The sequence below is a fragment of the Janthinobacterium sp. 35 genome, from assembly GCF_002754575.1.
GTDB lineage: Bacteria > Pseudomonadota > Gammaproteobacteria > Burkholderiales > Burkholderiaceae_D > Janthinobacterium > Janthinobacterium tructae.
Window position 1 is genome coordinate 1752787 of the sequence record NZ_PEFN01000001.1, and the last position, 14587, is coordinate 1767373.

Consider the following 14587-nt stretch of genomic DNA (forward strand, 5'->3'; position numbering starts at 1 on the left):
ACGTGCATGACGCGCCGCGCCTACAGCACTTCCAGGAAGGACTTCAAGGCGATGATTTCGTCCGATGTCAGCTGCAGCGGTCGTAGCAGGGGCGAGGTGACGGGAAACTTCGGATCGGCCGCCTGCTGTGCGTTGTGTGGCACGGGGCGCGACATGCCCGCGTTATACATGTTCAGCAAGCCCACCATCTGCGGAAACAGGCCGTTGTGCATCCACGGCCCCGATTGCGCCACGCCGCGCAAGCCCGGCGTGCGGAACTTGCCCACATCCCCATCTTTGCCCGTCACCAGATAGCGGCCCAGGTCTTCATATTTCTTGCGTCCGTAATACGTCAGCCCCAGGTTATGGAATTGCAGGTCCGTCAGCAAGGCACCGCTGTGGCACGTCATGCAGCGCGCCTTGGTGCGGAACAGATGCAGGCCCAGCAGCTCGCGGTCGTTCAGGGCCGTGCGCTCGCCTTCCAGGAAAGTGTCGAAACGCGTGACGGGCGGCAGCAAGGTGCGCTGGTAGTCGGCCAGCGCCGTCAGGATGTGCGGCAGGGTCACGCCATCTTTCTTGCCGAAAGCAGCATCGAACTGCGCCGTGTAATCATCGAGCGCGGCCAGCTTGGCCGGCAGGGCCGGCACGTCCATGGCCATCTCGTCGGCATGCTGCAAGGGCCCCAGCGCCTGCTCTTCGAGGGAGCTGGCGCGGCCATCCCAGAACAGCGGCTTGATCTGCGCCACGCCCAGCAAGCCCGGCGTATTGCGCTGGCCCAGCCGCCCTTCGTGCCCGACGGAAACGCGCTTGCTGTCGGCAAAGCTGTGCGCGGGACTGTGGCAGCTGAGGCAAGCCACCGCATTCGAACGCGACAATCGCGGGTCGTTGAACAGGCGCTGCCCCAGCGCCACGACGGCCGGCGCCAGGGACGGCCCGGGCACGGGCATGGCCGAGACCGGGGCCATTTCCAGCGGCGTGACGCCGTCGGCCACCTGCGGCCGGGGCCAGCCGGCGATGGGCCTCGCATACGTCTGGCGCAGACAGGCCAGGTCCCAGCCGCTTGCGCCAGCGCAAGGTTCAACGGCGGATGGCGCACCTTCGCGCGCCTGGCCATCGAGGCTGAGTAACAGGGCGCCGCCCGCCAGCAAGGCGGCCACGGCGAAAGTGGTTTTTTTCAGGTGGGATGCGATATTCATGCGCCTGCCGAAGAGTTGATTAGAAACGGTAGCCGAGTTCCAGCGTAAACTGGCGGCCTTTTTCATACACGACCTCGGTCGTCGACTGGAACAGGGGATTGCTGCGGTTGCTCACGTTCTCGATCCCCAGGTTCACAAAGCCCTCGCCCGGGCCCGTCTTCGGCAGCGCATACTGCACGCGCATGTCCCAGGTGATCGACTTGCCCACCGTAATATCCTTGAAGACGGTGGCCACCTCGCCGTCGAACAGCTTGGACTCACCCGTCGTCGCCATGCCCGTTTCCGGCCCCCGCACGCGCAAGAAGTTGTCCACTTTCAGGCGGTATGCAGGGATATCCGTCGACAGCAACAGGCGCGCCGTCCAGGGACGGTTGTAATTATTCGCCGGGCGATCCGCCCAGCGCATGAACTTGCCCTGGTAATAGATATAGTCTTTCAAGTCGCCCGCGAGATCGCTCAGGCTATCCGCGTAATCGGCGTGCGACGAGTGGATGCGCGTGCGGTCGTAGCCGAACTGCACGTGCGTGGCCGTATCGCCCCAACGCAGGGGACGCGCCGTTTCGGCGGCAAACGTCCAGACCTTGCTGTCCGTGCGGCCCACGTTATCCCAATAGAAATTAGCCGGCGACAACAAATGCTGCACCATCTCGTCGCGGCCTTCGCGCAGCACGCGCTTGGCGCTCCACTTCACGCCACCCCATTGCTGGCTGATGCCCAGCATTTTTTCATCCGTGTACGGCACCTTCATGTCGCCCGTCTTGTACCAGGCCCAGTTGGCGGCCATCACGGGCGCTGCCCAATCCTTCAGCAAGCCGCCCGACAGGGTGCGCGTCTGCGGCGACGTCTGCAGCGCCAGGCGTTTCGAATGGGCGTAGAAATCAAAGAAATTGCGGCCATAGTAGCGGTTGGCGCCTGCCTCGATCAGTGTCGTGCCCTTGCCCGCCACATCCCAGAAGGCCGACAGGCGCGGCGCGATGCTCGACTTCGGCGACAGCTCGTCGCTGTCGTAGCGCACGCCCAGGCGCAGGCGCACATCGCCCAGCCTGACGTCGTCCTGCAGGAAGGCGCCACGCATCTTGTTGTTCAGCTCATAGGCGCCCGCGTAGTAAATAATGCGCTGCGCCAGGTACTGGCCGCGCACGTTCGACGCCGCATTCCAGGGCGTGGCCAGCGAGCAGTATTGCCTGTCCACCGCGCCACCCGGCATATTGCAAGTGTTGGTATTGAGCGATGCCTGGTATTGCTCATACTGCGTGTGGCGCACATAGCTGCTGCGTTGATAGTCCAGTTCCACACCGGCCTCGAAAGTATGCGACATGCCCAGCAAATCGAGCGGCTCCCACTTCAGCTTGCCCTGGTACGCGATATTTTCCTGTTCCTGGTCGACGTCGCCCCAGCCGCCCTCGTTACTGGCCCAGCCCGTCGCACCCGTGCCCGTTTTGACGCCCCAGTTCTTGCCACTCGAGTAGCGCCAGGCTTTCCAGACGCTGGCATCGGCATCGCGCGAGCTGTCCATCTTGTTCCAGCTCAATCGGTGCTCCGCCTTGGCATTGCCCAGCAACCCCACGGGATGCGTCAGGCCCAGGTTGACACCCGTGCCGCCGCTTTTCAGGTGATACGTGCTGTTTTTTGCATTGGCAATGAAATAGTCGCCACTGGCCGGTGCATGCATGAGCGAGAAATCGGCCAGCACGCCGGGGCCGATGGTCCAAAAACCGCGCACGAAGGCATTGTCGCTGCCGCGCTTTTGTACCTTGCGGTTGGCATCGCTTTCACTTTGCAAACGGTTGCCGTAGCCATTCAGGGGAATGTCCGAAGTCTTGCGGATAAAACTGCCAATCAGGCTGAAATTCTCCGTCACCTTGCCCTGCAGCGCGGCACGGTACGTCCATTTCTCGAATTCGGGCTGCAAGGCCGCCGTCGTCGACGTGGTGGCGCTTTCCTTCTGGCTGTCGTTGAGCTTGTATTGCATCCATGACGAGCGCGTGCTTTCCACGGAAACCTGGCCGGACAGCTTGCGCGTGGGCGCGCAAGTGTTGGCCTTCACCACGCCGCCCTTGAAGCGGCCAAACTCGGCGCCGATGTTCGAGTCGAGCACCGTCACATCGCACAGCAAGCTGGTATCGACGGCAAAGCCCTGGCTGGCCGACGGTGGCGTGGTATTGCTGGCGGGATTACTACTGACGGGGCCGATATCGTTGTTGAGCGACATGCCATCCATCTGGTACAGATTATCGTAGAACTTGGCGCCATTGATGCTGATGTCGGCCGGCGCCAGTTCGCCCTGGGTGGCGGAGGCTTGCTGCTTGTTATCGAATTGCACGCTGGGGTTGATGCGCAACAAGCTCGTGACATTGCCGTCGATGCCATTCAGCGCTTCAATCTGGCGCCTGTCCAGGCGCTGTTCGCCCACGGAGACACGTTCGGCTTGCGTGCGCACTTCAGGCAGCATCTGCGGTGCAGGTTCATCGGCGTCCGCTGCGGCGGCAAGAACAAGGGGCGAGGCAGCGCTGGCGCCAAAGGCCAGGCCGATGGCCAGCACGGACTGGCGCAGGGTAAGAATGGAAGACATGAAGAACCTTCAACTGCGGATGGGAAAGGGGCAGTCTCATGATGCCGCCCTTCACTCGATCCTTCAGTGTCGTCTTCTCATGCTGCCAGTTGCAAATGATAACTATTACTATTCGCATTTACAAGGCAGAAAAATCAAAACACGGCTGTTTTTTTGACATGCGTAAAAATTTCGGGCAGCCTGTGGCATCTGCGCCACGCCGCCAGCTTATGCGGGAGCCGCCACCCTGGACGGCTGCGCATGCACATGCTCGCGCAGCAAGCCGCGCAACAACTGCACTTGCCCCACGGCATCGGCCTGCAAGGCAGTCAAACCCTCGGCCGCACAGGGCCCGGGCGCAGATGCCGGAGGGACACCGCGCAGCAAGGCATCCATTTCAGCACTGACCTCGGCAATCCACTGCTGCAGCTCGGGCGGCGCCGGCTCGGCCTGGGGGCTGAGGCTGATGCGCGCCGTGCTGCCCGCCACGCGGCGCAGCAGCGGCAAGGTGCGCAGCGCCGCCAGGCCCACGCCGCTGCTGCGGTCGAGGCGGCGCTCGATGCGCAGGCGCTGCAGCACCTGTTCCGCGTTATTGCTGGCCAAGCCCGCCTCGCGGCGCAGGCGCGCGATGGCGCTATCCCATTTACCACCGGCCGCCAGCACGGCCAGCAAATATTTCAGGTTGGCCGACACGGCTTTCGCCAGGCGCTGGTCCAGGTCGTCCGCCTCGCGGTCCGGCCACAGGAAAAACGTGGCCAGCAGGGCCAGCACGCAACCGAGCACATTGTTGCCCAGGCGGCTGGCGGCATACACCATCTCGCTGGCCGGGGCCGCATAGTCGGCCACCAGCACGAAGGCGGGCGTCATGAACAGCACGTGCAGGCTGTAGCTGACGCGGCGCAAAGCCATGGTGGCGACGATCAGGGGAAACACCACCAGCGAAATCGCCAGCGGGGTGTGCACGGCCAGGCCGATCAGCACGGCCAGCACGGCGCCCAGCACGCTGCCCGCGACCCGCTCGATGCCGCGCGGCCAGGTGGTCGACACGGACGGCTGCAGTATCAGCAACGTCGCCATGGTGGCCCAGTAGCCGAACGGAATGTGCAGCGCCTCGACCAGCAGGAAGCCGGCCGTCGTCGCCAGCGACACGCGCGCCGCATGGCGCCAGCTCAGCGACTGCGGCGTGGCGTTGACTTTCGCCGTCTGCCACGCCTGCCCCAGCGCCAGGAAAGCCGCCTCGCGCCACGGCAGCTGCGCCGCGCGCGGCAAGCCCAGTTCCATGAAGTCCACGTTCAGGCGCAGCGGCAGCAAGGCGCCCAGCGCCGCTTCCAGGCGCCGTCCGCAGCCCGCCAGGCGGCGCTGCAATTCCAGGGGCGGCGTTTCCGGCTGGCGCTGCACGGCCTGGCCCAGGCGGCGCAGCAGCACAGCCATCACTTCCAGGCTGCGCCGCGCGCGCGGGTCCTGGCGCAGCCGCTGCTGCTCGCGCTCGCACGTATGCGTGACGGCGATCAGATAGGCGAAGATGCGCTCGGCGTCGCTGAGCGCCAGCAGCAGGTTGTCGTACAGGGCGCTGCGGCCCGCGCGTGCGGGCGGCACGGCGGCCAGCGCCACGCGCGCCGCTTCCAGCGCGGCGCGCGCCTGCGAACGGTAGCTGGCGCCATGCGCAGCGGCGTCGGCCTGCGGCGCGTCATGTTCGAGGAAGCGCGCATTGTCGCGCGCGATGCCGGCCAGGCGCGAATACGCGGCGCGGATGGCGCGCCTGGCAGGGCTGAACGGGTGGATGCGCCAGACGGTAAAACTGAGCACCGTGGCAAACAGGCAGCCGAACATGTAGAGGCCCAGGAATGGCGCCGTCTGCGTCATCGATTCCAATGGGTGCGTGACCATCACCACGCAAGCCGTGGCCGCCAGGATGGCCACTTGCGCCGTGGCCGCGCCCCAGATGCGCGCCAGCGCGCCGGCCCAGGAAAACAGCAGCACGGCGATGGCCGCCGTCGCCACGCCATGCCCGGCCGCCAGCGCCGTCAGGCCGCCGGCCACGCTCGACAGCAAGCCGAAGCCCAGCATCGAGACGAAGCGCATGCGCCGCGTGCCGGCCGCGTCGGCCAGGCAGGTCCAGAAGGCGCCGATGGCGGCCCAGGAAAAATCAGGCTGATCGAACAGCAGGCCCAGCAGCAGCATGGCGCTGGAAGCGCAGGCGGCCCGCAAGCCCTCGGACAGATTCGTTTCGTCGATGGCCAGGGTGACCATCCACAGGGGACGGCGCTGCGACAGGGTGTCGGTATAGGCGTGCATGCCCGTCAGCCAGCGGCCGGCCAGTGCACGCGCACGGCGGTGAAGTTTCCTGAAATGCAAGGTGGACTTTGAAAAGGTATCAAAGCGTCATCGTAGCATTCCCGGGCGAAAAATGTTGCAGTGCAGCGTAAAATCTCGCCAGACAAAAAAAAAGCGGCACCACAGTGCCGCTGTTATCTTGCTTGAGCTTCTTAGCTGACCATGGCCAGGCGTGGTCCGGCGGACGGGAAGCGCTGCTCGATCGAGGCAGCGATGCCGGTGGCGTCCAGGCCCACGCTTTTCAGCAACTGCACGGGGTCGCCATGGTCGATGAAGACGTCCGGCAAGCCCAGCATCAAAATCGGCTTGACGATCCCTTCCGCTGCCAGGGCCTCGGCCACGGCCGAACCGGCGCCGCCCATGATGCAGCCCTCTTCCACCGTCACCAGATAATCGTGGTCAAGAGCCAGCTGCTTCACCAGCGCCACGTCGAGCGGCTTGACGAAGCGCATGTTGGCTACCGTCGCGTCAAGCTTCTCGCCCGCCGCCACGCTCGGTGCCACCATGGAGCCAAAGGCCAGGATGGCGATGCGCTTGCCGTGGCGCTTGAGCTCGCCCTTGCCGATCTCGATGCTGCTCAGTTCCGGCACGATGGCGACGCCGGCACCGGCGCCGCGCGGATAGCGGATGGCCGCCGGGCCCGGATAGTGGTAGCCCGTGGTGAGCATTTGACGGCATTCGTTTTCGTCGGACGCGGCCATGACGACCATGTTCGGGATGCAGCGCAAAAACGCCATGTCGTAGTTGCCCGCGTGCGTGGCGCCGTCGGCGCCCACCAGGCCGGCGCGGTCCAGCGCGAACGTCACGTCCAGGTTTTGCAGCGCCACGTCGTGGATCAGCTGATCGTAGGCGCGCTGCAGGAAAGTCGAATAGATGGCCACGACGGGTTTGAGATCCTCGCAAGCCAGGCCAGCAGCAAAGGTCACGGAATGCTGCTCGGCAATACCGACGTCAAAGTAGCGGTTCGGAAATTGCTGTTCGAACTTGACCATGCCCGAGCCTTCGCGCATGGCCGGCGTGATGCCCACCAGGCGCTTGTCGTGCGCGGCCATGTCGCACAGCCAGTTGCCGAACACTTCCGTGTACGTCATCTTGCCCGGCGCCGTGGCCGGCTTGATGCCCTCGGCCGGATTGAATTTCGGCGTGCCGTGGTACAGAATCGGTTCCGCCTCGGCCAGCTTGTAGCCCTGCCCCTTCTTGGTGACCACGTGCAGGAATTGCGGACCCTTCAATTGCTTGATATTTTGCAAGGTCGGGATCAGCGAATCGAGGTCATGGCCATCGATGGGGCCGATGTAATTGAAACCGAATTCCTCGAACATGGTGGCGGGCACGACCATGCCCTTGGCGTGCTCTTCGAAGCGCTTCGCCAGCTCCAGCACGGGGCCGGGCAAGACGGACTTGCCGACATTTTTCGCCGCAGCATAGAACTGGCCCGACATCAGCCGCGCCAGGTGGCGGTTCAACGCGCCCACGGGCGGCGAGATCGACATGTCGTTGTCGTTCAGGATCACCAGCAGGTTGATGTCTTCTTGCACGCCAGCATTGTTCATCGCCTCGAACGCCATGCCGGCCGTCATCGAACCGTCGCCGATCACGGCGATCGCGTGCAGCGGGTCGCCCTTGATCTTGGCGGCCTGCGCCATGCCCAGCGCTGCGGAAATGGACGTCGACGAGTGCGCCGTGCCGAAGGTGTCGTACTCGCTCTCGTCGCGTTTCGGGAAACCGGAAATGCCATCCTTCTGGCGCAGGGTGTGCATGCGCTCGCGCCGGCCCGTCAAAATCTTGTGCGAATAGGTCTGGTGGCCCACGTCCCAGACGATGCGGTCGTGCGGCGTGTTGAACACATAGTGCAGCGCGACGGTCAGCTCGACCGTGCCCAGGTTGGACGACAGGTGGCCGCCCGTCTTGGAAACGGAGTCGAGCAGAAAGCTGCGCAATTCCTGCGCCAGCGGCACCAGTTGCGAGCGGGCCAGCTTGCGCACTTGCGCTGGTTCATTGATAGTTTCTAACAGTTTCATTTATGCCTTCCGCTGCACGACCAGGTCTGCCAGCTCGCGCAGACGGCGTGCCTTGTCCCCGAATGGCGCCAGCGCCGCATGGGCGTCGCACCGCAATTGTTCTGCCAGGGCTCTCGATGGTTCCAGCCCCAGTATCGATACGTAAGTCGGCTTGTTGGCCGCCGCATCCTTGCCCGCCGTCTTGCCCAGGGTGGCCGAATCGGCCGTGGCGTCGAGCACGTCGTCCACCACCTGGAACGCCAGGCCGACGGCGCGCGCATACGCGTTCAGCGCCGTCATCTCGTCCGGCGCCAGGTCCTTGCCCGCCAGCGCGCCCAGAATCACGGCCGCGCGCAGCAAGGCGCCCGTTTTGAGTTGATGCATCTGTTCCAGCTGCGGCAGGCTCAAGGCCAGGCCGACGCTGTCGAGATCGATCGCCTGGCCGCCGCACATGCCATAGGAACCAGAGGCGTGCGCCAGCAACCTGATCATCGCCATTTGCCGCGCCGGTGGAATGGCCGCGCCGTCAGCCAGCAGCATGAACGCTTGCGATTGCAACGCGTCACCGACCAGCAGGGCCGTCGCTTCATCGTAGGCGATGTGCACGGTGGGCTTGCCACGGCGCAAGGCATCGTCATCCATGCACGGCATGTCGTCGTGCACCAGCGAATACACGTGAATCATTTCCAAGGCGCAAGCGGCGCGCGCGAGGGTATCTTGATCGGCATCAAACAATTCACCGGCCGCCATCACCAGCAACGGACGCACGCGCTTGCCGCCGCCCAAGAGCGCATAGCGCATGGCCGCGTGCAGCTTGTGCGGTACGGCGCCCGCCGCAGGCAGAAACTGGTCGAGCCGGCTTTCCACGCCGGACTGGGTCGCTTGCATCCAGTCGCCGAAGGTGACGCCGTCTTGCTGTACGCTGTCCATCATTGCGCGGCCTCGCCGGCATCGACGAACGGTTTCAGCATGTCGCCTTCCAGTACTTTCACCTGCGCTTCGACACTGTCGAGCTGGGTAGCGCAATACTTGACCAGTTCCGAGCCGCGCTGGTAGGCCGCGACCGATGCTTCCAGCGGCAACTGGCCCGCTTCCATTTGCGTTACCAGCTGCGCCAGTTCCGCCATCGCCTCTTCAAACGAGGCCGGCGCTGCGGCAGCGGCAGTTAATTTCTTCGACATAGACTCAGATCTCTTCGTGGCACGAGGGGTATGTAGGGAGACGCCGGGGACTCCCGGCCAGCATAGAAGCGTTATTTTAGAACAAACCACACTATTAAGTGAAAACTAAAGCGCAATCGGCGTGCTCAAAGGGGTAGACGTTGCCAGCTTGGCAGTCAATTCTAGCGCAATCGCCCCCATCGGTCGGAAATTGCACGGTAAATGACAATGTTCATCACTAAAGTAACCTATTTGCCGGAGGGGTTTGGCAATGCCGAGGCCGATACGCGCTATAATCGCCGGTTCTGTCCGAAATACCGTTTCAACAAATTTGAATTCAGGTCTTTGCGGATTCTTTCTCTCTGTAGCGGTTGCCCAGGGAATGGCCTGGGGCACTGCTGACCGTTGTACATTTATGGGGGGTTGGGATGTCCGATCTGGCTACTCACGCCAAGCTGGCGCGCTCAAACGCGCAACTTCCGGTCCACGTCTATTTTGACGAAACGCTGTTGCAGCGTGAAATGCAGCAATTGTTCCAAGCTGGCCCGCGCTATGTCGGGCACGAGCTGATGGTGCCGGAAACCGGCGATTTTGCGACCCTGGCGTCTGAGAACGAAGGGCGCATGCTCGTGCGCAACGCCAATGGCATCGAAGTGCTGTCCAACGTGTGCCGCCACCGGCAGGCGCTGATGTTCAATGGCCGTGGCAATGCAAATAACATCGTCTGCCCGCTGCACCGCTGGACCTACGACCTCAAGGGTGAATTGATCGGCGCGCCGCACTTCCCCGAGACGCCGTGCCTGAACCTGTCGAAAACGCCGCTGCAAAGCTGGAATGGCTTGCTGTTCGAGCAAAATGGCTACAACGTGATGGAAAAATTGAAAGATTTGTCCGTCTCGAAAGACCTCGATTTTTCCGGCTATCTGTTCGACCACGTGGAAATCCACGAATGCGACTACAACTGGAAGACCTTCATCGAAGTCTACCTCGAGGATTATCACGTGGAACCGTTCCACCCGGGTCTGGGCAGCTTTGTCAGCTGCGACGACCTGCGCTGGGAATTCGGCAAGGATTACAGCGTGCAAACGGTGGGCGTGCACCGCGGTCTGCAGCAGGCCGGTTCGCCCGCCTACAAGAAATGGCAGGAGCAGGTGCTGCAATTCCGTGGCGGCGAAGTGCCACCCTATGGCGCCATCTGGCTGACGCTGTATCCGAACATCATGGTCGAATGGTATCCCCACGTGCTGATCGTCTCGACCCTGTGGCCCGACGGTCCGCAAAAGACGCGCAACGTGGTGGAGTTCTATTACCCTGAAGAAATCGTGCTGTTCGAGCGCGACTTCGTCGAAGCGGAACGGGCTGCCTACATGGAAACCTGCGTCGAGGACGATGAAATCGCCCTGCGCATGGATGCGGGCCGCAAGGCCCTGATGGCGCGCGGCGAGAACGAAGTGGGTCCTTACCAGTCGCCGATGGAAGACGGCATGCAGCACTTCCACGAGTGGTACCGCAACAATATCGAACTGTAATTCCCTCAAGGGCCGCCTCGTGCGGCCTTTTTCATTTTCATTACCAGGATTTACTCATGCAATCGCTTTGGATGTTATTCGCCAGTTTCATGTTCGCCATCATGGGCGTGTGCGTCAAACTGGCGTCGGAGTTGTATTCGACGTCCGAAATCGTCATGTATCGCGGCATCATCGGCATGACCGTCATGGGTTGCACGATTTTCTATCAGGGTGGCAGCTTTAAAACCACGATGCCGGGCCAGCATCTGTGGCGCGGCGTGGTGGGCGTGATCGCCCTGTGGCTGTGGTTTTATGCCATCGCCATCCTGCCGCTGGCCACGGCCATGACCCTCAATTACATGGCGCCCATCTGGATCGCCGTCATCCTGCTGGCCGGTGGCTGGTGGAAAGCGACGAAGCAAGTCGAGTGGCCGCTGGTGGCGGCGATTGCCATGAGCTTTGTCGGCGTGACTCTGCTGCTGCAACCCGTGTTCGAGACGGACCAGGTGGGCGGCGCCGTCACGGCCTTGATTTCCGGCATGCTGTCGGCCCTCGCCTACTTGCAGGTGCGCAAGCTGGGCTTGCTGGGCGAACCCGAATACCGCGTCGTGTTTTATTTCTCGGTCGTCAACTTCCTCGCCGGCGTGATCGGCCACGTGGCCAGCGCCGGCGGCGGCCCCGTCGTCTGGCATGCGCACACGAGCGCCTATGGCATCGGCTTGCTGGCCGCCATCGGCCTGTGCGCCACCATGGCGCAGATGGCCATGACGCGCGCCTATCGCCTGGGCAAGACCCTCGTGGTTGCCAACTTGCAATACACGGGCATCGTCTTTTCCAGCTTCTGGGGCGTGGTGATCTTTGGTGACCTGTTCGACTGGCACGGCTGGGCCGGCATCGGCATCATTCTCGCCTCCGGCATCGCCGCCACCTATTACAATACCCGCAACACGGCCCGTGGCGCAGCGATCGCGCGCACGGATCCCATTGCCAGCGAAGTGTAAAGGAGCGTTCCTGATGTACACCACCTTGATCCAGGCCAGCGAACTGGCCAGCCACCTGAATGACAGCGACTGGGTCATTCTCGATTGCCGCCACGACTTGCTCAACCCCACGGCTGGCAGCGATGCGTTCGCCGCCGGCCACATCCAGAACGCGCAGTTTGCCGACATCGACACGGCCCTGTCCGGTCCCAAGACGGCGCGCGGCGCGGACTTTACGGGACGGCATCCCTTGCCCGAGCGCAACGCCCTGCTGGCCACCCTGCGCGGCTGGGGCATCGATGACGACACGCAAGTCATCGCCTATGACGGCCAGGGCGGCATGTTCGCCGCCCGTCTGTGGTGGCTGCTGCGCTGGCTCGGCCATCCAGCCGTCGCCGTGCTCGACGGGGGCCTGGCCGCCTGGCAGGCGCAAGGCTTGCCGCTGGTGACGCCCGTGGCACCGCGCCCTGTCGGCAATCTGACGGAAAAAGCCAGCCTGACGCGCACGGTCAGCGTGCAGGACGTGATTGCCAACCTGGAAACCCAGGACTTGACGGTCATCGACGCGCGCGCCCCCGACCGGTATCGCGGTGAAAACGAAACCATCGACCCCGTGGGCGGCCATATCCCCGGCGCGAAAAACCGTTTCTTCAAGGATAACTTGCAGGCAGATGGCCGCTTCAAATCCGCCAAAGAACTGGAGCAGGAATTCGCGGGCCTGATCAGTACGGCTGAATCGACCATCCTGCAGTGCGGCTCCGGCGTGACGGCTTGCCACAACTTGCTGGCCCTGGAAGTGGCCGGTTTACGCGGCGCGGCCCTGTATCCGGGCTCGTGGAGCGAATGGTGCGCCGATCCGGCGCGGCCGGTGGCGACGGGTAATTAAGAAAAATGGCGGACCAGATGGTCCGCCATTTTTTTCACCCGTGGATAACTATTAACTTATCCCCAGCACCTGATTCAGCTGTTCCAATTCCGCCTGCCACGCCTGCTGGCTGGCCGGCTTCTGATGGCGCGGTTTTCTCGCCAGGTCTTCCGCCAGCAATTGCTCCAGTTCGCACAAGCGCTCCAGCTGCACGTCGATGTCCGTCAGCACCGCAGACACCTGCTCCACTCTTGGCACGGGTGTCAGCGCCGGCCCATCCTCGGCGCTCAGCCGTGCATAGGCGCTGGCCGCGTCCGGCCACTCTTCCAGCTGGCCATCGGCCACCACCCAGTAACGGTTGCAGGCCGTCTCGATCAGGTCGCGGTCGTGCGACACCAGCAGGCAACCTCCCTCGAAGCCATGCAGGGCTTGCCCCAGTTCCGCCTTGCCCTGCATGTCCAGGTGGTTGCTCGGTTCGTCCAGCAGCAGCAAATGGTAGCTGGCCAGCGACAGCCCCAGGAACAGCAGCCGCGCCCGCTCTCCGCCGCTCAGGGTGGCCACCGTCTGGCCATGGCGCGCATACGGAAAACCGGCCGAAATCAAGGCTTGCTTGCGCGCCACCTGGCTGCGCGCCGCCTCATTTTGCACGGCAAACGGGTACAGGGCGTCGGATAAATCCGCATCGTCGGCCAGTTGCTTGAGCGACTGGTCGTAGTAACCGATATTGGCGGCGTGGTGGTAACGCAGGTCGCTGCGTTCTTCCTGCGCCTGGATCGCTTGCCAGCACAGGCGCAGCAAGGACGACTTGCCACTGCCGTTGGCGCCCAGCAAGGCGACCCGGTCGCCCGGTTTCAGCCACAGCTGGCCCACCTGGAACAGCACGGGAGACGTCGGCACGGCGCGCACCTCCAGCCCATCGAGCGCCAGCAGCTGGTCGGCCGCCAGCGCCTTGCCGCGCAGGGTCAGGCGCCAGGGCGCGCCATCGCTGACGAACGACTGTTCCTCCTGCAGCTTGTCGATGCGCCGCTGCATACTCTTGGCCTTGCGCGCCATGCCGACGTTATCGTAGATCTTGCCCCACAAGGCCAGGCGGGTGCTGCTGACGGCCAGTCGGTCGATTTCCTTCTGTTCGGCCGCATGCCGGGCGGCAGCGGCAAGATCGGCTTCGGCCAGCGCCGCCAGCGCCGGGCCGCACGGCAAGTCGAAATCGTACAGCCGGCTATCGCGCAAGATCCAGCTGCGTGTGGCCACGTTGTCGAGCAGGCGCTGGTCGTGCGAGACGAGGATGAAGGCGCCGCGCCATGTCAGCAGGAATTGCTCCAGCCACAGCAGCGACGGCAAGTCCAGGTGATTACTCGGTTCATCGAGCAGCAGCACGTTCGGCTCCTGCAGCAGGGCACGCCCCAGCAGCAGGCGCGTGTGCTGGCCGCCGGACAAGGAATGCACGGGCACTTGCGCCGTCTCGACGTCAAAACCCAGTTCGGCCAGCAGGCTGTCGATCCGCCAATGCAGTTCCGCCTGCTCCAGCACGGGCGCCAGCAAGGCGTCGTACAGGCTCAGGCTGGCAAGTTCTGCCGGCAAGTGCTGTTCCACGTGCTGCAAACGGCAGGCACGGGCGACATGGATGGTGCCGGACGTGGCTTCCCGCGTGCCGCTGAGCAAGCCCAGCAAGGTGCTTTTGCCGCAGCCATTGTGGCCGATCAGGCCGATGCGGTCGCCCTGGCGCAAGGTAAAGGCGAGTTCATTGAAGAGGAAACCGTCGTGGGTATCCAGCTGTAAAGCTTGGGTAGAGATAAGGGTAGTCATGGCTCTTGTCTTTGTTCGGGATGCAAGCATCCGCGTTAACAGGAGCGCTAACGACAACGGAGTACCAGGAAAGGACTCGTCTAGGAGGGTGGCTTTGCTCTGGCCAGGTTATCGCAGCGCGATAGAACGTGGGCAAGAGCTGGCGAATGTGCTTAAAGAACGCGCATCCCATAGGGCGAGCATAAAAATTTCCATATTTTCCTCCTTT

General features: G+C 63.3%; 10 protein-coding genes. 3 read left to right on the forward strand and 7 right to left on the reverse strand.

From position 1 onward, the window contains the following. Positions 1–20: 20 nt before the first annotated feature. The 6 genes from CLU93_RS07895 to CLU93_RS07920 form a co-directional block, all read right to left on the reverse strand. Positions 21–1175 carry a cytochrome-c peroxidase gene (locus CLU93_RS07895; RefSeq protein WP_099760665.1) on the reverse strand — a complete coding sequence of 385 codons (1155 nt, stop codon included), beginning with the start codon at positions 1173–1175 and terminating at the stop codon, positions 21–23. Between the two features lie 19 nt (positions 1176–1194). Continuing rightward, positions 1195–3747 (reverse strand): TonB-dependent receptor plug domain-containing protein, encoded by a 2553-nt coding sequence (locus CLU93_RS07900; RefSeq protein WP_099760666.1) that lies wholly within the window; start codon positions 3745–3747, stop codon positions 1195–1197. Between the two features lie 207 nt (positions 3748–3954). After that, complete coding sequence (locus tag CLU93_RS07905; RefSeq protein ID WP_099764290.1) at positions 3955–6021, reverse strand: FUSC family protein; 2067 nt, start codon at positions 6019–6021, stop codon at positions 3955–3957. Positions 6022–6212: 191 nt separating this feature from the next. Continuing rightward, positions 6213–8081, reverse strand: a complete 1869-nt coding sequence (gene dxs / locus CLU93_RS07910) for a 1-deoxy-D-xylulose-5-phosphate synthase (protein ID WP_099760667.1) — start codon at positions 8079–8081, stop codon at positions 6213–6215. Next, the gene (locus CLU93_RS07915) at positions 8082–8993 is read right to left on the reverse strand and encodes a polyprenyl synthetase family protein (protein ID WP_257224906.1); all 912 of its coding nucleotides are present in this window, start codon (positions 8991–8993) and stop codon (positions 8082–8084) included. Then, the gene (locus CLU93_RS07920; protein WP_046683420.1) at positions 8990–9241 is read right to left on the reverse strand and encodes an exodeoxyribonuclease VII small subunit; all 252 of its coding nucleotides are present in this window, start codon (positions 9239–9241) and stop codon (positions 8990–8992) included. The genes CLU93_RS07915 and CLU93_RS07920 overlap by 4 nt, the downstream gene beginning before the upstream one ends. Positions 9242–9648: 407 nt before the next feature. Between CLU93_RS07920 and CLU93_RS07925 the strand changes: the two genes are divergently transcribed. Genes CLU93_RS07925 through CLU93_RS07935 form a run of 3 tightly spaced genes read left to right on the forward strand, consistent with a single transcriptional unit; the run spans position 9649 to position 12594 of the window. Continuing rightward, entirely contained in the window at positions 9649–10749 is a 1101-nt protein-coding gene (locus CLU93_RS07925) for an aromatic ring-hydroxylating oxygenase subunit alpha (protein ID WP_099760669.1), read from the forward strand. Between the two features lie 56 nt (positions 10750–10805). After that, a complete protein-coding gene (locus CLU93_RS28860) occupies positions 10806–11729 on the forward strand; it encodes a DMT family transporter (protein WP_099760670.1) in 924 nt (307 codons plus the stop codon). A gap of 13 nt (positions 11730–11742) precedes the next feature. After that, the gene (locus tag CLU93_RS07935) at positions 11743–12594 is read left to right on the forward strand and encodes a sulfurtransferase (protein WP_099760671.1); all 852 of its coding nucleotides are present in this window, start codon (positions 11743–11745) and stop codon (positions 12592–12594) included. A 51-nt stretch (positions 12595–12645) separates the two neighbouring features. Here CLU93_RS07935 and CLU93_RS07940 read toward each other — a convergent pair whose 3' ends face one another. After that, the gene (locus CLU93_RS07940; RefSeq protein ID WP_099760672.1) at positions 12646–14379 is read right to left on the reverse strand and encodes an ABC-F family ATP-binding cassette domain-containing protein; all 1734 of its coding nucleotides are present in this window, start codon (positions 14377–14379) and stop codon (positions 12646–12648) included. Positions 14380–14587: the final 208 nt, after the last annotated feature.